Source organism: Vibrio sp. 10N.261.51.F11 (genome assembly GCF_041471665.1).
GTDB lineage: Bacteria > Pseudomonadota > Gammaproteobacteria > Enterobacterales > Vibrionaceae > Vibrio > Vibrio crassostreae_C.
In genome coordinates this window covers 25,157-47,415 of record NZ_JBFROW010000003.1, presented here as the reverse complement: position 1 = coordinate 47,415, position 22,259 = coordinate 25,157, and the positions used below count along the sequence as shown (strand labels likewise).

The 22,259-nt window shown below is 44.6% G+C and carries 17 protein-coding genes and 4 pseudogenes; 14 read left to right on the top strand and 7 right to left on the bottom strand.

Going from position 1 to position 22,259, the window contains the following annotated elements:
- Nucleotides 1-2: 2 nt before the first annotated feature.
- Nucleotides 3-1,037 (bottom strand): AraC family transcriptional regulator, encoded by a 1,035-nt coding sequence (locus tag AB4351_RS00685; protein ID WP_372124767.1) that lies wholly within the window; start codon nt 1,035-1,037, stop codon nt 3-5.
- A 170-nt stretch (nt 1,038-1,207) separates the two neighbouring features.
- Between AB4351_RS00685 and AB4351_RS00680 the strand changes: the two genes are divergently transcribed.
- From AB4351_RS00680 to purT, 7 genes are all read left to right on the top strand, one after another.
- The gene (locus AB4351_RS00680; RefSeq protein ID WP_372124765.1) at nt 1,208-2,221 is read left to right on the top strand and encodes a DUF2804 domain-containing protein; all 1,014 of its coding nucleotides are present in this window, start codon (nt 1,208-1,210) and stop codon (nt 2,219-2,221) included.
- 87 nt (nt 2,222-2,308) lie between these two features.
- Complete coding sequence (locus tag AB4351_RS00675) at nt 2,309-3,157, top strand: sterol desaturase family protein (RefSeq protein WP_372124763.1); 849 nt, start codon at nt 2,309-2,311, stop codon at nt 3,155-3,157.
- Between the two features lie 206 nt (nt 3,158-3,363).
- Nucleotides 3,364-4,788, top strand: a complete 1,425-nt coding sequence (gene sbcB / locus AB4351_RS00670; protein ID WP_017080644.1) for an exodeoxyribonuclease I — start codon at nt 3,364-3,366, stop codon at nt 4,786-4,788.
- Between the two features lie 25 nt (nt 4,789-4,813).
- A complete protein-coding gene (locus AB4351_RS00665) occupies nt 4,814-5,185 on the top strand; it encodes a CidA/LrgA family protein (protein ID WP_004734867.1) in 372 nt (123 codons plus the stop codon).
- A 2-nt stretch (nt 5,186-5,187) separates the two neighbouring features.
- The gene (locus AB4351_RS00660) at nt 5,188-5,865 is read left to right on the top strand and encodes an LrgB family protein (protein WP_372124761.1); all 678 of its coding nucleotides are present in this window, start codon (nt 5,188-5,190) and stop codon (nt 5,863-5,865) included.
- 286 nt (nt 5,866-6,151) lie between these two features.
- A complete protein-coding gene (gene cdd, locus AB4351_RS00655; protein ID WP_372124759.1) occupies nt 6,152-7,039 on the top strand; it encodes a cytidine deaminase in 888 nt (295 codons plus the stop codon).
- Nucleotides 7,040-7,206: 167 nt separating this feature from the next.
- Nucleotides 7,207-8,382 (top strand): formate-dependent phosphoribosylglycinamide formyltransferase, encoded by a 1,176-nt coding sequence (gene purT, locus AB4351_RS00650; RefSeq protein ID WP_017069826.1) that lies wholly within the window; start codon nt 7,207-7,209, stop codon nt 8,380-8,382.
- A 108-nt stretch (nt 8,383-8,490) separates the two neighbouring features.
- On the opposite strand, the gene AB4351_RS00645 is transcribed toward purT, so the two are convergent.
- Nucleotides 8,491-9,144: a thiopurine S-methyltransferase gene (locus AB4351_RS00645; protein ID WP_372124757.1), complete on the bottom strand. Its 654-nt coding sequence runs from the start codon at nt 9,142-9,144 to the stop codon at nt 8,491-8,493.
- A gap of 324 nt (nt 9,145-9,468) precedes the next feature.
- Between AB4351_RS00645 and AB4351_RS00640 the strand changes: the two genes are divergently transcribed.
- Both AB4351_RS00640 and AB4351_RS00635 read left to right on the top strand, forming a co-directional pair.
- Complete coding sequence (locus AB4351_RS00640; protein ID WP_017059130.1) at nt 9,469-10,245, top strand: RelA/SpoT domain-containing protein; 777 nt, start codon at nt 9,469-9,471, stop codon at nt 10,243-10,245.
- Between the two features lie 193 nt (nt 10,246-10,438).
- Nucleotides 10,439-11,434, top strand: a pseudogene (locus AB4351_RS00635) (ABC transporter substrate-binding protein).
- 172 nt (nt 11,435-11,606) lie between these two features.
- Here the strand turns inward: AB4351_RS00635 and ihfA are convergent.
- The gene (gene ihfA / locus AB4351_RS00630) at nt 11,607-11,903 is read right to left on the bottom strand and encodes an integration host factor subunit alpha (RefSeq protein ID WP_004734853.1); all 297 of its coding nucleotides are present in this window, start codon (nt 11,901-11,903) and stop codon (nt 11,607-11,609) included.
- 449 nt (nt 11,904-12,352) lie between these two features.
- Here ihfA and AB4351_RS00625 point away from each other — a divergent pair.
- A pseudogene (locus AB4351_RS00625) lies at nt 12,353-12,490 on the top strand (GTP-binding protein); the annotation flags it as partial.
- Nucleotides 12,491-12,607: 117 nt separating this feature from the next.
- Here AB4351_RS00625 and AB4351_RS00620 read toward each other — a convergent pair.
- Nucleotides 12,608-13,339 (bottom strand): annotated as a pseudogene (locus tag AB4351_RS00620) (DMT family transporter); the annotation flags it as partial.
- Between AB4351_RS00620 and AB4351_RS00615 the strand changes: the two are divergent.
- Nucleotides 13,330-14,616, top strand: a pseudogene (locus tag AB4351_RS00615) (PLP-dependent aminotransferase family protein); the annotation flags it as partial. The pseudogenes AB4351_RS00620 and AB4351_RS00615 sit on opposite strands and share 10 nt — an antisense overlap.
- A gap of 289 nt (nt 14,617-14,905) precedes the next feature.
- Entirely contained in the window at nt 14,906-16,087 is a 1,182-nt protein-coding gene (gene cqsA, locus AB4351_RS00610; RefSeq protein ID WP_372124755.1) for an alpha-hydroxyketone-type quorum-sensing autoinducer synthase, read from the top strand.
- A gap of 203 nt (nt 16,088-16,290) precedes the next feature.
- Here the strand turns inward: cqsA and AB4351_RS00605 are convergent, their stop codons facing one another.
- The 3 genes from AB4351_RS00605 to AB4351_RS00595 all read right to left on the bottom strand — a co-directional run bounded on the left by AB4351_RS00605 (nt 16,291) and on the right by AB4351_RS00595 (nt 20,621).
- Nucleotides 16,291-18,339 carry a response regulator gene (locus AB4351_RS00605; RefSeq protein WP_372124753.1) on the bottom strand — a complete coding sequence of 683 codons (2,049 nt, stop codon included), beginning with the start codon at nt 18,337-18,339 and terminating at the stop codon, nt 16,291-16,293.
- Nucleotides 18,340-18,595: 256 nt separating this feature from the next.
- Complete coding sequence (locus AB4351_RS00600; protein ID WP_372124751.1) at nt 18,596-19,411, bottom strand: TauD/TfdA dioxygenase family protein; 816 nt, start codon at nt 19,409-19,411, stop codon at nt 18,596-18,598.
- A gap of 310 nt (nt 19,412-19,721) precedes the next feature.
- Complete coding sequence (locus tag AB4351_RS00595; RefSeq protein ID WP_017059122.1) at nt 19,722-20,621, bottom strand: Vmh family MBL fold metallo-hydrolase; 900 nt, start codon at nt 20,619-20,621, stop codon at nt 19,722-19,724.
- A 160-nt stretch (nt 20,622-20,781) separates the two neighbouring features.
- Here AB4351_RS00595 and AB4351_RS00590 point away from each other — a divergent pair, with 160 nt between their 5' ends.
- On the top strand, nt 20,782-21,675 hold the full coding sequence (locus tag AB4351_RS00590; protein ID WP_017059121.1) for a LysR family transcriptional regulator: 894 nt from the start codon (nt 20,782-20,784) through the stop codon (nt 21,673-21,675).
- 145 nt (nt 21,676-21,820) lie between these two features.
- Entirely contained in the window at nt 21,821-22,222 is a 402-nt protein-coding gene (locus AB4351_RS00585) for an ACT domain-containing protein (RefSeq protein WP_136978817.1), read from the top strand.
- Nucleotides 22,223-22,259 lie beyond the last annotated feature (37 nt).

Here is a 22,259-nt window from a genome sequence, read left to right as displayed (position 1 = left end):
CCTTAACTTAAACCATCACGAAACTGAGCGGGCGTTTTATTGAGCCAACCTTTAAACGCCCTTCTGAAATTTGCAGGGTCGCTATAACCGAGCCTTTCACCGATGTCATCAATGCTCATGGTTGTGCCGAGTAATAGCTCTTTGGCCAGCTCCACTCGAACTTCGGTAAGCAATATTTGGTAACTGGATTCATGGGTCACTAGCTCTCGCCTGAGTGTACGAGAGCTACAACCAAACTCATCCGCGAGTTGTTCAATATTCGGGAAACTACCTGCGGTTTGATAAAAGATCGTTTTGATCTGATTAGTCAGCAGATGCTCAGAGTCCAACGTTTCGACTATCGACTGGCAAGACGCAAGATAGCGCTTCAGTGTCGCGGCATCATGAGTCAATAAGGTCTGTGATAAAACCGAGGCATCAAAACGCAATTCACAATGGCTCTGCTCAAAAACTACAGGGCACTGGAAACGGTCGTCATAGAGCTTAGCGTAATTGGGACGAGCATAAGGCAAAGCCAAAGTGTGAATATCCAGCTCATGACCAGTCAGTTCTTTGAATAAAGAGACGATTGAACTCAAGAAATATTCACTGCAGAAAGGAAGCAGATCGCCCACTTCCAATGTGTTCTCAATCTGAATCACTGCTTGCTCGGAATCTAGAAACAATTTAACCGAGAAGATAGGACCGTTCAGGCGCAAATACTTGAAGCCCGACTTGATGGCCTCCCCGACATTTTGACTGGTTGATAGCGCATAACCCAACACACCAAAGTGGCTCAAGCTAGCGTGCTCTCCCAACCAAAGCCCCAAACCATCGTGAGGAAAACTCTGATTAGCCGCGCTAAACAACGAAAGCTTGTCAGCGTAAGTCAGTTTTCCATTCGGACCTCGCCAATCCATGTTCGGCAAACCCACATCATTGAGTAGCCTTTCAATATCGATACCTCGTTGCTCTAGCGTATTCAACAGCAGCGCGATATCTAATGTACCCAACTGGTGCCTATGTCCGGTTGGCTTATACTCCGCGATAATCTCCAATCGTCTCTCCTTATATCGAGCCCATTCCCATCAACATGACTACTCAGCCTTAACAACACATGCTGACAAAATCGTGATTGGTAACGCGCTCTTGTCCGAATATGACCTCCCAATTCTACGCTACTCATCGCACAATGGCTTTAGTTGTTAAAATAATGTGAACCATCGCAATGATAAAAACCAACCCAGCCCCACACAGTTTGATTAATTCTAATGGTCAGCCGATCATTGGGCATTTCGATGGCATCCTTAAACACCTAAACATCGAGAACTTTGACTACCGAAACTCGATGGATTCAAAAGCAAACCCTTGGCAGAAGCACTTCCACTATAAGCAATTCCAGTTTGTCAGCATCGTCACCGACACACACATTATCGGCGTCGCTATCGCGGATATTCGCTACTTAGGCTCGGCATTTTGTTATCTGTACGACATAGAAAACAACCATCTGCAAGAGTCATCTTGGTTGAGGCCATTAGGGTTTGATAAGCATGTAGCGCCTTCACCATTTGAAGGAAAGACAAGCATTGCAGATCAAAGCATTGCTTTCTATATCGAGGGCGGACAATGGCGAGTTCGCTTGAATACGAAATTCATCAAGGCCGATATTTCTTTAGAGCCTGAAACCGACAGCTTGCCCATGGCGATGTGCAGCCCAACGGGTTATTCAGGTTGGACTTACACCCAAAAGCACAATGCTTTGCGCATCAGCGGTGAAATCCAAATCAAGGGAGAATCACTCGTTCTCGAACAAGCTCGTGCCGGTTATGACTTTTCAGCAGGTTACATGAGACGTGAAACCAGTTGGCGCTGGGCAAGCATCAACACGCAATCCAATGGGACAGATATTGGCTTGAACCTCGCAGCAGGCGTCAATGAAACCGGAGGCTGCGAGAACGTTTTATGGATCAATGGAACTCGGCAATTACTTAACCCGGTACAGTTTGCGTTTAGTCGCCAAGACACCAATTTACCTTGGCAGATAACATCACAAGATGGACGTATAAACCTGACCTTTACGCCCTTAAATAATCGCAGCGAAAAGCTCAATTTATGGCTGTTAAAAAGTAACTTTCGTCAGTTCATTGGTCACTTTTCTGGCTCGATTGAAGACAACAATGGAGTGACACATCAACTCGATGGTGTTCTTGGCCTAACAGAAGATCACTTTGCTCGCTGGTAGCGAAATTTTGCTAACTGAATTTCAGGCGAGCAAGTCTAAGTAAACTTGATACTAAGAACGCGTATGGCGTCTCAACAAGGATAAAACATGAATATCGACGCATTAATCAATTACCCAGAATGGCTACTGCTGGTATTAGCGCCCTTGTTCGTGGTGTGCATGTTGGCTGAGTATTTTATCGGTCAGAAGCAAGGTCGACTGCCTGATAACTCCAGCTATAAGCTTTCAGAAGTGATGTGTAATTTCACGCTGGCGGGAATGCATCAACTCTCCGATTTGCTCACCGGGTTATTGGTCGTGCAGCTGTATCTCTGGATGTTTGGTTGGCGCTTAATGGACATTGAAATGGGCGTGCTGAATTTTGTTGTATTGATGGTGTTGCAAGACTTTTGCTATTACTGGTTCCACAGAGCAAGCCATCGTGTTCGCTGGATGTGGGCAGCACACGTGGCACACCACAGTTCAGAAAGCATGAACTTCAGTACGGCTTTCCGTCAAAGCTTAATGTATCCACTTGCTGGGATGTGGCTTTTCTGGATACCGTTGGTCATCATAGGTTTTGCCCCTAAGTGGGTCATCTTTGTGGTGCTTCTCAATCTAGGTTTGCAGTTCTTCGTCCATACACAATGGATACGAAGCTTGGGGCCACTTGAATACATCTTTAATACCCCTTCGCATCATCGAGTACATCACGGCAAAAACCCGCAATACATTGATAAGAACTACGCCGGCGTTCTTATTATCTGGGATAAGTTATTTGGTACATTCGAACCTGAAGTTGAAACTGTACGTTATGGCGTCACCAAACCCGTGAACAGTTTTAATCCGATAGTGGTCACCTTTCAAGAATGGAAGGCCATATTCAAAGATTTGAAGAACCGAGAGTTAACCATGAAGCAGAAAGTCCAGTTGATACTCTCTCCTCCATCGGATTAAACGGACGATAGACAGATTGTATTAACTAAGAAACCGCCACAATTGGTTTCAAAACCTTCCCCACTGACTCGATTGAATAGTAAAGCACCGTTTTCCAGCAATTTATTTGTGATCTGGGTTGCACGCGTACCGCATACTATCAGATACTGAACAAAACTAACCTTCAGCCACAGTAAACGTTCCGCGCTTGCTGTTCAGGAAATTCAATGAGTTCAGATAATCAGCCGACCTACTTCTTTTTCGATTACGAAACTTGGGGCGTGAGCCCAGCAAAAGACCGTCCGAGTCAGTTTGCAGGTGTTCGTACCGACCAAGATTTCAATGTTATTGGAGAGCCTCTGGTTATCTATTGCCAACCTCCTGCTGATTACCTCCCTGCGCCTGAAGCTGCACTGATCACCCGTATCACACCACAAAAAGCGGCTTCACAAGGTCTTCCTGAACCAGAGTTTATCGCTAAGATCCATGCTGAGTTAGCCAAACCAAACACCACAAGCCTTGGCTACAACAGTATTCGATTCGATGACGAGGTAACGCGTTACACCTGCTACCGAAACTTCATCGACCCATATGCGTGGAGCTGGCAGAATGGCAACTCTCGTTGGGATTTATTAGATGTAATGCGCGCTGTTCACGCACTGCGTCCTGAAGGCATTGTTTGGCCAGAGAACGAAGAAGGTTACCCAAGCTTCAAACTGGAACACCTATCTGTGGCAAACGGCATTGAACACGAGAACGCGCACGATGCGATGGCCGATGTTATTGCGACCATCGAGTTAGCGAAGAAACTGAAAGCTGCGCAACCTAAGATGTTCGATTACCTTTACAACATGCGTCATAAGCGTAAGCTGAATGATCTGGTTGATATCGTAAACATGACACCATTGATGCACGTTTCGGGCATGTTTGGCCGTGACTGCAACTACACAAGTTGGATTGTGCCTATGGCTTGGCACCCAACCAATCAAAATGCGGTTATCGTGGTTGATTTAGCCAAAGATCCAAGCCCACTGTTAGAACTGGACGCTGATGAACTCAGAGACAGACTCTACACCAAACGCAGTGAACTGGGTGAAGACGAGCTACCAGTACCAATCAAATTGGTTCAACTGAACAAGTGCCCTATTCTTGCTCCAGCCAAAACGCTGACGGCTGAAAATGCCGAAACCATCGGTATTGATCGCCAACAATGCTTGAAGAACTTGGCACTGCTGCGCGAACACCCAGAGATCCGCGAAAAACTGATCGGCCTGTACTCACAAGAGCGAGAGTACGAAAAGAGTGATGATGTTGATACACACCTTTATGACGGTTTCTTCTCACCTGCTGATAAAACAGCGATGAACATCATTCGCGAAACTGACCCAAATAACTTGGCAGCTTTAGATATCACCTTCGGTGATGAACGTATTAAACCGTTACTGTTCCGTTACCGTGCGCGTAACTTCCCATGGACGCTCGACGAAGCTGAGCAATTGAAATGGGCGAACCATTGTCGTGAGTTTTACGAAAGCCGTTTAGAAGAGTACATGCTAAACCTTGAAAACCTCGCGCATGAACATGAAAGCGACGAGAAGAAAATGGCTATCTTGAAGGCGGTTTATCAATACGTAGAAAAGTTAGCTAGCTAATTCCATTATCAAGAGACGTAACACTTTGAAAGAAAGATTGATCCAACTGGTTTACTGCTTAATCTCCTTCACCTTAATCATAGGTGCACTTACAGCAGGTAACGCGTTACAGCACTTTTTGGATACCTCAATCCCTGGCAGTATTTTTGGCATGTTGATTCTGTTTGCCGCCATGGTGATTGGTATTGTTCCTTCGCACTGGGTACAACCCGGCGCAAGCTTGATTATCCGCCTAATGATCTTACTGTTTGTTCCGATCAGTGTTGGGTTGATGGATCACTTCGACATGCTCATCGCGAACGCATTGCCAATTATGGCGAGCGCCGTTGGTGGCACATTATTGGTGTTAGTATCCTTATCATGGTTCTTAGACCGCTTGCTTTCGAGAGGTAACTGATCATGTGGATTCTACTCACCATCGTGGTATTCCTATTTGCTCGCTGGGTAAGTCAAAAAGTAAACTCGCCGCTGTGTAACCCCCTGCTTATCAGCATTGGTATCATCATTCCGATTCTCACGTTCTTTAGAGTACCGTTTGAGACTTACTATGCTGACAACACTTGGATTACCTACATGCTGCAGCCTGCGGTTGTTGCACTTGCTTACCCACTTTATGAGCAGCTACCTCAAATCAGAGCCAACTGGCGCATCATTACCTTTGCGTGCACGCTAGGCAGTGTGATGTCGATGACAACAACGGCAGTGATCGCAGTAGCATTTAAAGCGGACTTAACTTTGATTGCGAGCTTGTTAGGCAAATCAGTCACCACGCCAATTGCAATGGAAGTATCGAGCCATTTAGGTGGTGAAGCAGCGATTGCGGCAATACTGGTATTGATTGTTGGTCTATTTGGGGCAATTTTTGCTTACCCAATCTACAATCTCATTGGTATTAAGAGCCCGATCGCGCGTGGTTTAACCATGGGTACCGTGTCTCACGCTTTAGGCACTGCAACCTGTGCTGAAAAGAATCAGGAAGATGCAGCATTCAGTTCTTTGGCTCTTGTGCTTTGTGGCGTCATTACCTCAATCATCGCACCGATTATATTTTCGCTCGTGGTTTGGTTCTATTCTTAACCTAAACGATCACTACGCGATTCAGCCCAACCAGAATGCTGTTTATTACAGTGTCTGTTTGGGCTTTTTATTCGCAATTATTTAGCAATAGCAGTCAAGTCACGGTCTTTTACGAGCAATAAGTGCGATATCAGCTGTATAAATGGCGCTTGTAATCGATTTCAAGTGTGACCTCACTCTAATTATGCAAACCAATGTAACAACAACAATTCAATAGTGATATTTATCACAGAAAATTCTTGAGCATTGCATAAACTTAAAGCCTAAGGTCAATTAAGGATTCAACATGAACAGTCGTATTACCCTGGCGCTGGAAAGTGCTCCATCATCAATGAAAGCGCTTTTGAGTGACATCGTATTAGCAGACAACTTTGACGCGACATTGTCTCCAGAACAATTTGCTAGCCTACTGCAAGCAAGTGGTCTAGCGGATGACGAACTACGTATTGCGCTACTTCCTTTTGCCGCAGCTTATTCTTACGCTCCGTTATCTGACTTTTATGTTGGTGCAATCGTGCGTGGTTTATCTGGCACTCTGTATTTTGGTGCAAACCTTGAAATTGCTGGTGCTCAACTTGGCCAAACAGTACACGCTGAGCAATCTGCAATCAGCCACGCTTGGATGAAAGGCGAGCAAGGTATCTCTGATATCACAATCAATTTCAGCCCTTGTGGTCACTGTCGTCAATTCATGAACGAACTGACCACAGCAAAAGAACTTAAAGTTCAGCTTCCACAACGTGATGAAATGTCTCTGCAAGAGTACCTACCAGACTCATTCGGCCCTGCTGACTTAGGTGTGACGACTGGCCTAATGACTAAGCTTGATCATAAACACACGACTGAAGAAACAACGCCTATTGTTGTAGAAGCGCTAGCAGCACTAAACCGCAGCCATGCGCCTTACACCAAAAACCTAAGTGGTGTTTCACTGCAATTGACGTCAGGCGAGGTTTTCACCGGTGCTTACGCTGAAAACGCAGCGTTCAACCCGAGCTTACCTCCTCTACAAGTGGCGTTGATTCAACTTAAACTGGCTGGCTTCGATTTTGAACAGATTGAAAGTGCAGCGTTGGTTGAAATTGCCGAAGGTAGCATCAGTCACCTAGCGGATACGCAATCTACATTAGAAGCGATTAATCCCGACATTCCAGTGACTTACTTAGCAATCTAATTACATCTAATTAACAAAATTTTAAATGAGCAGCCCTATTTAACGGGGCTGCTTTTTTTATACCTGTAATTAACGCAACAACTTGCGCAAACGTTTGCTTTTATCATTGAAATAAGTATGATCACCCCGTTTTCAATCAATCGTTCAAAAGATCGGAAGGAATTTCTATGTTTGGTACTGCTACTCGTGAAAATGCTACTCGTGTACTTCTATTAGGTTCAGGTGAACTCGGCAAAGAAGTTGCTATCGAGTGCCAACGTTTAGGTTTGGAAGTTATTGCTTGTGACCGTTATGCAGACGCACCAGCGATGCAAGTTGCGCATCGTAGCCATGTATTAGACATGTTAGACGGCGATGCACTTCAAGCGATCATTGAACTAGAAAAGCCAGATTATGTGGTTCCTGAAATTGAAGCTATTGCCACCAGCAAACTGGTAGAACTAGAAGCGCAAGGCTTAAATGTCGTTCCAACTGCGAATGCGACTAAGCTAACGATGAACCGCGAAGGTATCCGTCGCCTAGCTGCAGAAGAGCTAAAACTGAGCACTTCTCCTTACCGCTTTGCAGATACCTTTGAAGATTTCTCAGCAGCCGTTGAATTTGTTGGTATGCCTTGCGTTGTTAAGCCAGTAATGAGCTCTTCAGGTAAAGGCCAAAGCGTGATCAAAACAGAAGAAGACATTCAGAAGTCTTGGGACTACGCACAAGAAGGCGGTCGTACTGGCGCGGGTCGTGTAATCGTTGAAGGCTTCATCGACTTTGATTACGAAATTACGTTACTTACCGTTCGCGCTGTTGATGGTGTGCATTTCTGTGCGCCTATCGGTCACCGCCAAGAAGACGGTGATTACCGCGAGTCATGGCAGCCACAGGTCATGTCTGACAACGCACTTAAAGCGGCGCAATACACGGCAGAGCAAGTGGTTAACGCATTAGGCGGTCACGGCATCTTTGGTGTTGAACTGTTCGTTAAAGGCGACCACGTGATCTTCAATGAAGTCTCCCCTCGCCCACATGATACTGGCTTGGTTACTCTGATGTCTCAAGACTCATCGGAATTTGCACTACACGTACGCGCATTTACAGGTATGCCGATCAAATCAATTACTCAGTATGGCCCTTGTGCCTCTGCCGTAATCCTTGGTCAAGGCACATCAACGAATATCCGCTTTGAAGGCCTTGCAGAAGCGCTAGACGCACCACAAACGCAAGTTCGCTTGTTTGGTAAGCCTGATATCGATGGTCGCCGTCGTCTTGGTGTGGCGCTTACTCGTCGCAACAGCACTGAGACAGCGATTGAAGATGCAATTGAGAGCGCGTCAAAAGTAAAAGTGATTTACTAACCTGCTATTCAATTCTGAACAATCACGAGTTCAAATCTGAACAATAAAAAAGACGGGCTATCGAGCCCGTCTTTTTGTTAGTGTTATCTTTTCGTAAGCAAACTGAGCTTAGACTTCCGACTCAATCAAGTACACTTCCTCATTGAATCGAGACAAACCTTTCTTAGCAATCTTAGGGTGCTCTTGGTCTGCAATGTCTTGGTTCAATAACGTAATCTTGTAACCCGCAAACAACTGATCGATCTCTAGTTTAGGCACGCTAAACGGAGGCCCCGCCATCTCGCTTTGGTCATAATCTAGAGTCACCAGAAGGATCTTACCACCCGGTTTCAGCAGTTGTTTTAAACGCTCTGCATACTGCACTCGCATCTCTTCAGGCAATGCGACTAAAGACGCGCGATCATAAATGGTATCGACAGGTTGGATTGGCGCTGAAAAGTAATCGCCCGTGTAGATGTTCAGTTCATCGAATTGGTAGAGCTCGTGCTGACCGCTAATTTGAGTCACAGTCGGGGTATAAAGGTGCTCTGCAAAAAATGCGCGAACCGCAATCTGGCTTAACTCGACACCTTGAACATCTTCATGCTTTGAAGCTAGCCAAATCAGATCTTCACTTTTGCCACAAAGTGGAACAAACACACTCTTCTCGTAGCTAGGCTCAGTATTTTCCCAAAATTTAATCAGAAGTGGGTTTACATCTTCGAGGTGGAAACCAATTTGGTTGGCTGCCCATTTATTGTGCCAAAATTCAGGATTATTCATCTTTCGTTCATGTTAAACAGTCATAATGCAAGGGTACAGTATAGAGAGGTAAGAGCAACCTTAGCTTGGTTTAAAGTACTAAATTGATTTCGATAAAATCAGAAACTGGCTAAGTTCAAAGTTCTGATAATTGCGGAACTAACGGTTGGGTTATTTGGCTATATCTTCACATTTTAAAGCAATATTAAACGTTAGAATTGGTTTCTGTCTTAGCTAGCCTCATTTAATATGTAGTGAAATTAGTTAAGCTGTTTTTACTCTTGTGCGTTACTGGTTACCCCTTTTGACTACCCGTTTTTTGTAACCTTGTATTTTGGAGTTTGAATGAGTGTATTTCTCCGTACGACGGCCCTAATGCTTTTGGTATTGAGCCGAGCGCCTGCATTCGCAGCAGCACCTGTTTCAACAAGTTCAACAGATCAAACGCGCACTCCTGCGCAAAACCAAGTATCTTCAAACGTATTCCGTCATAGTTTGAGCGGCCTTTACGGCATCAAAGCCTTCGACTCACGCCCGACTCAGCCTTACACCGACTTCGATATTTTGTACAGCAAAGCGCATCAAGGCCAAGCTGAACTAGAAACTATCTGTAAAAGTACTGCCCTACTCACCAATTCTGAAGCGCTATTTGCTGGCGTTAAATCTCAAGCTCGCGCAGAAGAAAAAATCGCCCTTGAGCTTGATGGTGATGTGACAAAAATTACCGACTTAGCCCGTGCAACTATCATCGCGAACGATGTAGAGAGCTTGGTTGAAGTTTACGAAGCGCTAAGCCGTGAAGCAGACGTTGTTAAGCTGAAAAATAAGTTTAAATCGCCGGCTGACTCTGGTTACCGTGACCTTAACTTGTTGGTTCGTTTGCCTAAAACCAACATCATTGCAGAGGTTCAACTTCACTTAAAAGCGATTGCTGATGTGAAAAGTGGTCCTGAGCACGAGCTGTACGAAATTATCCAAGGTATTGAGCGTCACGCAATTGCAGAACATCGCCCAATCAACGATATCGAAGCGGCACAAATCAATAGCCTACGACGCCAATCTTTAGAGCTTTACCAACAAGCATGGCAACCGTACATTACAACGCACATTAAAGCGGCTTAACACATAGATAGGCTATTCCAATAAACATCACAAGGGCTGCACTCGCAGCCCTTTTTAGTACTTGTTGAGTAGCCTCTCCACTTCCTATCCCAAATAATCAGATCGTTTAAATTTAGATCTCAGTCTCTTTTCTCCGTCGAACATTTCTGTTTCTATAGCGAATAAGCTTCTGACAAGAAAAGGAATTACGTCAATGCAGAATAACAAATCCATGCTTTCCATCGCGCTACTTGCTGCGTTTTCTGTACACGCTAGTGCTGACGAATGCGGAAAGATCACCATTGCAGACATGAACTGGAACTCGGCGAGCCTATTGCTCATGTCGACCAATTCATTTTGAATAACGGCTACGGCTGTGAAGCGGACTTAATCCCCCGGTGATAGCGTCCCTACGGGCACGTCAATGATTGAAAAAGGTCAACCTGATGTTGCGCCAGAGCTTTGGACTAATGGCATCAAAGAAGCGTTGGATAAGGGTGTTGCGGATAAGCGTCTACGTTACGCGGGCAAGTCTTTGGTCAACGGCGGTGAAGAAGGTTTCTGGGTACCAAACTACCTTGTTGAACAGTACCCAGAGCTTACAACCATTGAAGGTGTGATTAAAAACGCAAAGCTGTTTGAACACCCAGAAGATGATGAGAAGTTTGCGTTTTATAGCTGCCCTGCGGGTTGGACTTGTCAGATTACCTCCGGTCACCTGTTCGATGCGCTTAAGTTAGAAGATCACAATTTTGAAATGGTTGATCCCGGCTCAGGCGCCGCTTTAGCAGGTACGATAGCGAAAGCTTACGAACGCAAAAAAGCATGGTTTGGATATTACTGGTCGCCTACGCCTGTGCTAGGTAAGTATGAAATGGTGAAGGTTGATTTCGGAAGTGGTACTGACATTGAGGAATTCCGTAACTGTACGACACAACCTGATTGTGAATCTCCTAAAGTGACCATGTATCCACCAGCACCGGTTCACACAATCACCACAGAAGCCTTTGCTAATAACGAACCTCTTGCCTACCAATACTTTGAAAAGCGTGGTTTTACCAATAAACAAATGAGTGAGTTGCTGGCCTGGATGGAAGACAACCAAGCCGACGCCGAAGAAGCCATGTATTACTTTCTAGAAAGCTCACCACAGGTATGGAAGCCTTGGGTGTCTGAAGACATCGCAAGTAAGGTTCAACAAGCCCTTTAGAGTGAAGATTCAAAGTCAGAGGCCTAGCCTCTGTTTTCGCATCTAAAGCAAGTTCTTACCGGACAGTAAATAGATGGAGTTTGAGAAAGGTTACTAAAAATTAAAGAAATGCGTTTAGCTTAAACTCTATGCAGATACAAAAAGACCACGCTAGGCGTGGTCTATTGCTTGGCTACTTCTCGATTTTAATATTTTCGACACGGGCCTTTAGTTTTTGTCCCGGTCTAAAAGTAACAACACGTCGAGCAGAAATTGGAATGTCTTCACCAGTTTTCGGGTTACGACCAGGTCGCTCGTTTTTCTCGCGAAGATCAAAATTACCAAAACCAGACAGTTTTACCTGTTCGCCATTTTCGAGCGCTTTACGAACTTCTTCGAAAAACACTTCCACCGTTTCCTTGGCATCCCGCTTGCTGTATCCGAGTGTCTCAAACAGGTTCTCAGCCAAATCGGCCTTCGTGAGTGCCATAAAACTTTCCTCAAAGCTATGTTAAACATTGCTACCATCGCCAGTAGCGCCAAAGCATTTACCCTATTCAATCAATGAGATAAGGTCATTTACTAGGAAAGTGTATGCCAAGCTTCTGATTTTCGCCAACTTTTTTATCTTAACTATTTAATTATTCTTTCAAATCAGAAAGATAAGTCGCTTCAAATTTCACATATATAGCTAAAAACCATCTACTCAACAGTAACGAAATGGCGTTATATTCCATACAAATAACCATTAATAGAATTTAAAACTTTAGCGAACTAAATAATAATTTTTGAGACTTTTCTCCGATACCCAATAAAATCAGCCACTTGATTTGATATGGGACTCAACAGAGGTTACTAAATAAGCGTTATTAAATATAAGATTTGTATCATTTCAGAATTTAATTCGAATTCACTTATAAAAGCCTATGTTCTTTTGAGGTTTTCGGTTACAACTTAACAGAGGATGGCTTGACGGAATCAGAACTCGATGAGTGTATCGAAATCAGAATAGAAATGATCGGTCTAGAAATAGACGATGATCTTGAGAGCCAGTTACTTGCGTGTATGGTTAGTTGATTGCTTAGTAAGTTGGTTATTTAAATAACTTCACTTCTTCGACATAGAATAAGACCTCACAAGTGCGAGGTCTTATTTGTCATTCAAAGCTGCTCATGCAATATCAGCTTTCTTCAATCATTTTTGTTCAGCAAGTGTTTGTGTCGCTTTGGTATTCGTTACATTCGCAGGTTTCACAATCAAACCAATTCCGACAAGAAACAGTATTGATGCAACAACCTGAGCCACAGACAGCACCTCATCATACATAAAGTAACCGCTAATCAATGCGAAGATAGGCACTAACAAGGTTAACGGCGCGGTCGTGCTTAAAGGGTATTGGATTAGCAGCTTATTCCATACCCAATAACCAAATAGCGTGGTTGGGTAAGCCTGAAACAGCACCGCAATCGTCGTGTTCCAATCCCATTGTTCGATGCCCTGCCAGATAATTTGGTCACCATGTAACATCACGGCAAATAACACTAATGGCACTGGAGCAAACAGCATCCCCCAGACATTGAACGCAAAAGCTTGAGTGGTTTTCGATGCCTTAACAATCACGCCCATCAAGGTCCAACTGCACGCCGCAATCATAATCAAGATCACGCCATTAACGGTGACATTACCCGTAGCTGCAGATACCAATACCGCCAATGCACACATAGCTAGCATCGCACCCAATAATTTACGAATAGAAGCACTCTCCTTGAACAACCACACGCCAACCGCCATGCCGATTAATACGTTGGTTGAAAGCAAGACCGATGAAAGCCCAGACGATAAACCAGCAGTGATCGACCATGAAGCCATACCCCAGATACCCACACCGAACACAAAGCCTTAACTGACTAAGTAGCGCCAAGCAACAGGCGATCAGCATGTCGACCGTGGTGAGCTGCTACCAAAAACTGGAATCACAAGGTTGGATTCATTCTCGACCGCAAGCGGGATATTTTGTTTCTCCTCATAAACCTGCTCACTCAACCCCAGAGTGGGCACAGTTTGAGAGTAAGGTGTCCAGCGTTAGGCAAACCTCATCGACTCACAACTCAATCAATGGGCCTTTAGGGGTTTCGAGCACCACTAATGATGAGCAGTCGATCGTTGAACTGGAACGAAGTTTTCGTCGCGCTATTAGGCGTATGAGCAACAGGCTTAACCATTACCCAGATACACAAGGTGAGCCGATTTTACGACAGGCATTATCCACTCATTTTGCCAAGCTCGATGTGCACTTTTCACCTGAAGAGATGGTGATTACGGCTGGCTGTATGTCTGCGATTAAGGCCGCACTTGAATCTTGCACTAAAGAAGGCGACACCATCGCTATTAGCTCGCCATGTTTCAACGGTATTCTGGAATTGCTCGGACAAATGTCGCGAAAAATCATCGAGATCCCGTCTCTAGATGATGGTGTCGACTTGCAACAACTGGAAGCGCATTTGAAAAATAAACAAGTCGATGCCGCGATCTTTTGTACCTCTCATATGAACCCTCAAGGGATCAACATGTCAGCCACTCAAAAGCAGAAACTGGCTGAATTAGCGAATCACTATCGAGTGCCGATCATTGAAGATGATGTGTATCTGGAACTGTCCTACTCCTCACACACGCCGCTCCCCGCGAAATACTACGACAAAGGCGGTTTTGTCTTATGGTGTGGATCAGTATCGAAAAGTTTGTCACCGAGTTACCGTTTGGGATGGTGCTTGCCGGGCAGGTTTATCAACGAATACAAGGCTCAGTTCTCAGCTGCGAGCTACGGCGTTGCCCTGCCCACTCAGCTTGCGGTTGCTGACTTTATTGGATCTGGCCAATACGCTAAGCACGTGAGGAGAAGATGCACTCAGATCTTGTCTTTGCGCCAACAATACCTAAGTTATTTGGCTCAGCACCTTCCTCAAGATGTGAAGATAAGTAATCCACAAGGTGGCATGGTGCTTTGGCTGCAAATCCCAAGCTTGAACCAGTCAGCCTTTGCTCAGGGCATTACCGAGAAGAACATTGATATTAGGCTTGGACACCTGTTCAGCACTCTCGACCTTTACAGCAATTGCTTACGCATCAATATTGGGTATTCGTTAGAGGGTGGAGCCAAGCAGCAATTGGATGCCTTAATCGAGCTTATCCATATTCACAGCTAACAGCACGTAGCACGTAGCACGTAGCACGTAGCCTTTCAAAATCCGCTTTTTTAAATGCCTTCGAATGCCGAATTCTAATAGCCTTTTGTCATAAAAAAGAAGGCTATTATTCCTATCTTAATTCGGGTAAAGCCCCGAACCGTAAGGAAACCCACTCGCCTCAAAACCCTTAAATGCTGAGTTTGCAAGCACCCACAAAATTATGCAACTTGGCTAATGACACATCACTTTTTATCGTCAATATACAGCCGTCAGCGCTGGCGTTTTCCTGTATTTGAAGAGAACTATTATGAGTGATAAAACAAAAAACAAACCACTACCTTCCTTTATCGAAGAACGCTTGAACTTCTATATTCAAGACCTGATTACCCAGAACCAAAGCCAGAAGCATTTAGTATTGGGTAAACGCCCCCAGCGTAATTCCGTTGTGATGCAGAGCAATGATTACTTAGCGCTGTCACACAACAAACAGATCCAACAAGCCCATCAAGCGGCGATTGTCGAACAAGATGACAACGTAGTGATGTCTGCAATTTTCTTACAAGATGAGCAGTCTAAACCTGCGTTTGAAACTGAGCTCGCGAACTATGTCGGAATGGAGAGCTGTTTGCTTTCTCAGTCTGGCTGGGCTGCTAATATTGGGCTATTGCAAACCATCTGCCCACCGGGCACACCTGTGTACATTGACTTCTTTGCACACATGTCGCTATGGGAAGGCATTCGCGCTGCAGGCGCCCTCGCCCACCCGTTTATGCATAACAATATGAATCACCTGCGCAAACAGCTAGAGCGCCACGGCTCCGGCGTTATTGTGGTCGATTCGATTTACAGCACAATCGGCACCATCGCCCCACTACGCGACATCTACGAAATGGCGCAGGAGTTTGATTGTGCCGTTGTCGTTGATGAATCGCATTCACTGGGTACGCATGGGGAAAATGGTGCTGGCTTAGTTCACGCATTGGGTATCACTAACCAAGTCGACTTCATTACCGTTAGCTTGGCTAAAACCTTTGCTTATCGTGCAGGCGCTATTCTTGGGCCGAAGCAGCTTTCAGAAACCTTACCTTTTGTCGCGTATCCAGCTATTTTCAGCTCGACCGTGTTACCACAAGAGGTGGTTCGTTTAGAGAAAACATTAGAGGTAATAAAAGGCGCAGAAGACAAACGAGAAGCCTTATTCAAAAGCGCTAAATCGCTTACTACCGGTCTCAAACGGATTGGCTTTAACATCCGCAGCGAGTCTCAAATTGTGGCACTAGAGTGTGGTAGTGAAAGAAACACCGAACGTGTTCGTGATTTCCTCGAAGAACGAGATGTATTCGGTGCGGTTTTCTGCCGCCCCGCGACGGGCAAGAACAAAAACATCATCCGCTTTTCGGTCAATGCCGACATGACACCAAGAGATATTGACCATGTGCTCACCGTTTGTCATGAAGCGTACAATCATCCGGAATTAGAGTTCGTGTGATTGTAAGGGCAATTCACACAACAGGATTCTTTGAAAGATAAGATCCCTTCCGATAATCAATATAAACGGCAGGACTGAATGGACGCTATCATGTCGCGATACAAAAAGAGCCCAGCGAATTGCTGAGCTCTTTTCTTGTGTTCATCTGTTTATCTGTTTATCTGTTTATCTAGTTCAGCTGGATAACCGGACGGTGCAACAAATCAAATCCAGTGAGCAATTTTGTCGAACAGTCGGTTTTTGTCTGCCGGTTTGACGATAAAGTCTGACATGCCTGACGATTCCATTTTCTCTAAAGTGACTGGCGAGCTGTCACCCGTGTGAGCAATAATTGGCACTGAAGAGTATGCTTTGTTAGCGCTTCGAATTCGACGAGAAGCTTCAACACCGTCCATGATTGGCATCTCGATATCCATCAGAATTAAATCAATATCATCGCTATCCAACGCGTCTAAGGCTTGTTGCCCATCTTCTTTCTGTACGACATCAAAACCCTGCTTTTCCAATAACATTGCCGTAAATCGGCGCAGAGATTCGTTGTCATCGACCACCATGATCGTGCGCTTATTGGTAGCCTCTAACGGTTTTACAGAAACTGATGGCATCACATAGTTGGAGTCGAAAAGTAAGCGTTCGATGGTCGCCTTGGTATTCAGTAGCCAAACTTGTGTCTCCACCCAAATAGGCTCGAAAGAAATGTTACGTACACGCTTGATAGGATGACGCTCATACAAGTAAATGATTCGCGCCTCAGTGAACGAAAGTAACGATTCAATCTTATCGAGGCAATTGGCTCTTAAATCCAAGCTCTCCATATCAACGAAAATCAAGTCGAATTCGAACTGGTATTCCTTATTTTTAAGCGCTGATGCTACATCCAACACCGTGAGCTCAAACCCCATAAAACGGGCTACCTCAGTCATTTTATTGGTGAGAACTTTCTGGTCACTCACCATTAGCACAGTCTTAAGTTTAGTCAGTTCATTCTTGATTTCTTTCACCGAATGGGAAGACAAAGACGGAAAAGTCATCGTGAACTGTGTCCATTGATCCACTTCAGACTGACATTTAATTTCACCACCAAACGAGCGCATTACCTTCTGACAAAATGGCAAACCTAAGCCGTAATTACCCGATTGGCCAGTAGTATAAAAGTCCTGAAAAATGCGTCGAATCACATCATTTGAGATGCCTGATCCGTTATCGGTAACCATTATTTGATTGGCCACTTCATCACTAGACATGGTGACATGAATATAAAAATCTTCAGGGCTGCGATGGTGGAATGCGTTCTTGAACAAGTTATACATCACGTACTTCAACAAAGTGTCGCTACCCAAGAAATCAAAGTTACTCTGTACGTCTAAAGAGATTGCTGATTTATCAGCAGAGCGCTTGTAATTGAAACTGTCTATCGCATCCTCAACCACCGCTTGCGCTGAATGCTTCTTAAACGTAGATCGAGAGACTCGGTTTTCATCAATTGAAGTCAGTAACAGATCTATCGTTTCGTTACCGGAATGAATGATCTCCATCGCTTCATCGCCCACTTCACGCAACTGAATCACTTCTTCATTGCTTAACGCATATTGCCCTTTTTGATCGCCACTTTTAGGGTTCGGCAATATGGACTGCATGACATCAATAGAGGTAAGTAATCCGCTTAGAGGGTTTCGCATCTCATGGGCAATACCCGCACCAAAAGACTTCGCCAATGACACCTTGTTTTCATGTTCCACCTGATTGCGGAAGTAGAACAAGTTGCCGAATAAGTAGATAAACAAAAAGATTGGCACATGCGTCCAATCCATTGTGAGTTCGAGGTAGAAGCCTTGTGCAATCCAAGCGCACAAGGTAGCAATCCCAATACCGGCAAAGGTTTGTGCAAACATCACTCTCGTCACGTGCACCAATAAAATATGGAGGAAAATAGCCGACATGAATGACATAACCCAAACGTTGGACCAATTATTCATTAGCAGCATGTAGAAGAAGAAACCTGGCAAACAGATAGTTACGGCAACTTGATAATAAGCCGGAAGGTATTTTCGCCATTCAAATGGGACGCGATTGCGAAATATAATGCCAAAGAACAATACCGAGCAAAACAGGCGAAGCGCTAAGTTTTCGTAGGGTTGCGGGAACAAAAACTCCCACACAATGTAGTAAATTGGGAAGCCGACAAAGCCCATCCAACCCACGAGGGTTAAATTCGGTTCTGCGTACTGGTAAACTTTACGAATCGCGTTCATACGAAATACTTTGCTCTCTAAGCCCTGACGTTTATTAATTCTATGATTTGGTTTTTATACTTATATTTTGGCGCCGATTATATTACACATCACGTCCGAGCAGTGAGGTTTCAATCAAATATGTACCAACGCATTTGTTTTTATTATTAAGCGTAGATGAATGATGCACCCTGCTGACGCTTAAATTTAAGTACGAGTGCTTGGTTCAGGGATGGGCATGCGCGGTGTTCTTTTGATAACTGTGTTCAGCTTACCGCTATGTCACTGTTACTCGATGCATTTTTCTTGGAGTATCCCCGTAATCTATCACTGCGTAATGTTGCGTTACCCTGTTATCCCAGATCGCCATTGAGCCGTTGTCCCATTTGAAACGAACTTGAAACTCAGGGCGTCTCGCAATTTCAAACAGTTGGCTGAGTAAAACATCACTCTCTTTGCGGTCGAGTTCGTTGATATAACGAGTAAACTGTTCATTGATACAGAGCGTTTCTTTATCCGTTTCAGGATGAACTTGAACAACAGAGTGAACCACTGGCGGATTCTCCTGTGCTGTTTTAATCAAGGATTTGTGCCAATCGAGATCAATGTCTTCTGATTCTATACCTTCAAAGGCCACAAGCGAATGAGTCGCCGACAACCCTCTCAACTTAGCTTTCATATCTTCATGTAGAGATTCAAAAACCGCAGTCATAGAACACCAGATAGTGTCACCACCAATGCTTGGAATGTGTTGAGCATGCAACAGGGAAGCTTTCGACGGCAAGCTGCGCCACGTTGAGTCGGTATGCCAATAACTTTCCTTTGGCGCATTGCCACGGGTTGTTTCAATCACACTCACCTGTGGCGCACTTTCCACGTGAGGGAAGAAAGGATGTGCAGGTTCTAACGTTCCAAAGCGCTGTGCAATCATCAAGTGTTGTTCTGGAGACAAAGTCTGCCCGTCGAGAAAGATCACTTGATGGGCAATAAGTGCCTGATACACCTTATCGAGTTCATCAGCACTGCATGTAGAAAGCTCTAGTTCGTGAATACGAGCGCCGATGTGAGGAGTAATGGGTTCTATTTTCAACATACTTTCGCTTATTGGTGATATTGAGTTGCAGGGCGGATCTGGCTACTAGGCTAATCTGACTACTAACAGTAAACCGGGTAAATGCTGATTTTCTTTCTCACTTGAAATAGAAAGTCGTCTCTCCGAAACAAAAAAAGAGCTCCTAAGCTGGAGCTCTTTTCGTTTTTTGATACTTCCTGTATCCATAGACAAGTCCAATCTGTAGTACTTTCACTGAAAGCCAGATCATCGATATCTCCAGTTGTGTATCACCAATAAATCTAGCATACAATCTTCAGACTGTTCTGGGACACAACCGAGATAATCAACTCTAGTGCCAAGCCATCTCGCCGCTTAGCACTTTCGCGCCAAGTTCTAAATCGCCTTCCGTAGCCTCAAATTTCGGGTAGGCTTTCTTCATGTAATCACTGATCTCGACCGATGTTGGATTACTTTTGCTCGCCAACGCTTTTTCAATATCAGCCACATAATCCTTCGTGAAGTGAACTGCATTTATTCCTGTTGGCATTTCACCTAAATAGTGACCCGGAATTACAACCTCTGGCTCTAGTGCTTTCATACGCTCCAACGATTGTGACCACTGGCTACGAATCTCTTTCGATGCAGTATCTGCCATCCATACATGCACACCGCTATACACCGACACGCCACCAAACACCGTTTTTTCAGACGGAACCCATAGGTAAGCTTGGTGTGTATTTATCTCTTTCACTTCGATGGTTTCACCTTCGATGCTTAATGTTGTGTCGTTCATCACCATTGGAACAATCACCTTAGAGGGCGCGTTGCCTTCTAATATAGGCCCCCAGTATTCAAGCTTTGCATCTTTGGTGCGTTTGATATGCGCGACAACGGCTTCACTGGCAACGACTTTAACGTTAGGAAATGCCGAAACTATCGGTTCCAAACCAAAGTAGTAATCTGGGTCGCCGCTGCTGATGTAAACCATCGATAATTTTTTGCCTGTGGCTTTGATTTGCTCCACCAAATTTTGTCCGTCTGCGACACTGAATTGTGCGTCAAATAGAATCACTTCTTTCTCACCCGAAACCAATACCGAGCTTGCAGGGAATATCGCGTTCTCACCGGGGTTATAGTGAGTGATGTTCAGATCCACAGCTAAAGCAACACTTGATGCCAGCACGGTTCCTAGGCTTATGGTTCCTAAAAGCATGCTTTTTGATAACAGGTTTTTCGATAACGTATTCATGGCTTTATTCCGATACTTGGAGTTGAACACCTGCCAACTCGTTGAATGTCCAAATATCTTATTTGATTGTTTTTAGATGAAATAGATATCAAATTGACTTTAACTATTGCAGTTTTCGGACATATACTGAGGTCGGTTTAATTCTCTAGGCAATAAAACAATGGATAAACTCGAGGCAATGAATGTCTTTGTCACCATAGTGGAACGTGGCAGTTTGAGCGCAGCGGCAGAGCACCTTGATCTCTCACGAACCAAGGTCACTCGTTATTTGGGTGAGTTAGAAACATGGATGGACACACGCTTGCTTCACAGAACAACACGAAGCTTGAGTTTAACCAGCGCAGGTAAAGAAACACTTGAGGTCGCCAGAGAACTTTTGGCACTGGAAACATCCCTAGCTGGGATCAGAAACCAAAACCGAGAGCATTTAAAAGGTCAGCTGCGTATTACTGCGAGCTACTCGATTGTCGATAGCTTCTTGATGGAATCAATTAGTCGCTTCATCGCCAAATGGCCAGAGGTTTCTATCGACATTATCTCGACTGATCAGACCGTCAACCTGGTTGAGTCACGCATCGATTTGGCCATTCGCATAACCAACGAACTGACGCCCAATATTGTCGCGAAGCAGATCGGTGAATGCCGCTCCGTGATTTGCGCATCGCCTCAATATCTAAAAGAGAAAGGCACACCCACAGAAGCCCAAGATCTAGCGCACCACAACTGTTTATCGTTCAGTTACTTTGGCAAAACCGCTTGGACGTTCAATGGCCCCAATGGGCTCGAATCGGTTCCGATTAAAGGGAATATCAGTGCAAACACCTCAGAGGTTCTGCTTTCTGCCACACTCAAAGGCAACGGTATCTGTTTACTGCCCTTCCCTTCAGTGGAAACCTTGATGCGTGATGGTCTATTAGTGCCACTGCTTTCTGAATGGCAACCTAAAACGCTCGGTGTTCATGCTATTTATGGAACGCGTAAGCAAGTCACACCGCTGTTAAGAGCCTTTATCGACCATTTATCTGACGAGATGGAACAATCGACAAGTTGGTAGAAGTACGATGCCATCACTAAGGAGGAAAACTTGCCATTAGTAAAACTGATGCAGAATTAAAATCATTAATTTTACTTAACTGTCAGTTGCTTCTATCGTGACTGCATACATCATCAATTAGCTTATTCACGCAGGGAAACTGACTATGGCTGCCATTACCGACCTAGACCTTCTACTGAAATCCATGTCACCAGAATTAATCGACGGGAGCTATGTTTTTTGTACTGTAGGCGGGGGATTGGCAGACTATGTTCAGCTCAATCCAATCTCGACTTTTCGTGAGAAAGAAGGTTTAACACTGGTTCTGAAAGAAGAAGTTGCGACCAAAGCTCAGCTAAACTTCGACGGTGTATTTAGCCTTATCACTTTATCGGTACATTCGAGCCTTGAAGCGGTTGGATTAACGGCGGCGTTTGCGACAAAGCTTGGCTCTTACGGCATTAGCGCTAACGTGGTTGCGGGCTACTATCACGACCACATCTTCGTTCAAAAAGACAAAGCAGAAGCTGCAATGAGTGCGCTGAAAGAGTTTTCAGAAGTAGATTAGTAAAGAATTCGATTACTCACAAATACAAAAAAAGCGA

Excerpts from the sequence above, each read along its gene's own strand:
- AB4351_RS00680 (WP_372124765.1), top strand. The coding sequence starts at position 1,208 with ATGATAAAAACCAACCCAGCCCCACACAGTTTGATTAATTCTAATGGT.
- AB4351_RS00675 (WP_372124763.1), top strand. The coding sequence starts at position 2,309 with ATGAATATCGACGCATTAATCAATTACCCAGAATGGCTACTGCTGGTA.
- sbcB (WP_017080644.1), top strand. The coding sequence starts at position 3,364 with ATGAGTTCAGATAATCAGCCGACCTACTTCTTTTTCGATTACGAAACT.
- AB4351_RS00660 (WP_372124761.1), top strand. The coding sequence starts at position 5,188 with ATGTGGATTCTACTCACCATCGTGGTATTCCTATTTGCTCGCTGGGTA.
- cdd (WP_372124759.1), top strand. The coding sequence starts at position 6,152 with ATGAACAGTCGTATTACCCTGGCGCTGGAAAGTGCTCCATCATCAATG.
- purT (WP_017069826.1), top strand. The coding sequence starts at position 7,207 with ATGTTTGGTACTGCTACTCGTGAAAATGCTACTCGTGTACTTCTATTA.
- AB4351_RS00645 (WP_372124757.1), bottom strand. The coding sequence starts at position 9,144 with ATGAATAATCCTGAATTTTGGCACAATAAATGGGCAGCCAACCAAATT.
- AB4351_RS00640 (WP_017059130.1), top strand. The coding sequence starts at position 9,469 with ATGAGTGTATTTCTCCGTACGACGGCCCTAATGCTTTTGGTATTGAGC.
- ihfA (WP_004734853.1), bottom strand. The coding sequence starts at position 11,903 with ATGGCACTCACGAAGGCCGATTTGGCTGAGAACCTGTTTGAGACACTC.
- cqsA (WP_372124755.1), top strand. The coding sequence starts at position 14,906 with ATGAGTGATAAAACAAAAAACAAACCACTACCTTCCTTTATCGAAGAA.
- AB4351_RS00605 (WP_372124753.1), bottom strand. The coding sequence starts at position 18,339 with ATGAACGCGATTCGTAAAGTTTACCAGTACGCAGAACCGAATTTAACC.
- AB4351_RS00600 (WP_372124751.1), bottom strand. The coding sequence starts at position 19,411 with ATGTTGAAAATAGAACCCATTACTCCTCACATCGGCGCTCGTATTCAC.
- AB4351_RS00595 (WP_017059122.1), bottom strand. The coding sequence starts at position 20,621 with ATGAATACGTTATCGAAAAACCTGTTATCAAAAAGCATGCTTTTAGGA.
- AB4351_RS00590 (WP_017059121.1), top strand. The coding sequence starts at position 20,782 with ATGGATAAACTCGAGGCAATGAATGTCTTTGTCACCATAGTGGAACGT.
- AB4351_RS00585 (WP_136978817.1), top strand. The coding sequence starts at position 21,821 with ATGGCTGCCATTACCGACCTAGACCTTCTACTGAAATCCATGTCACCA.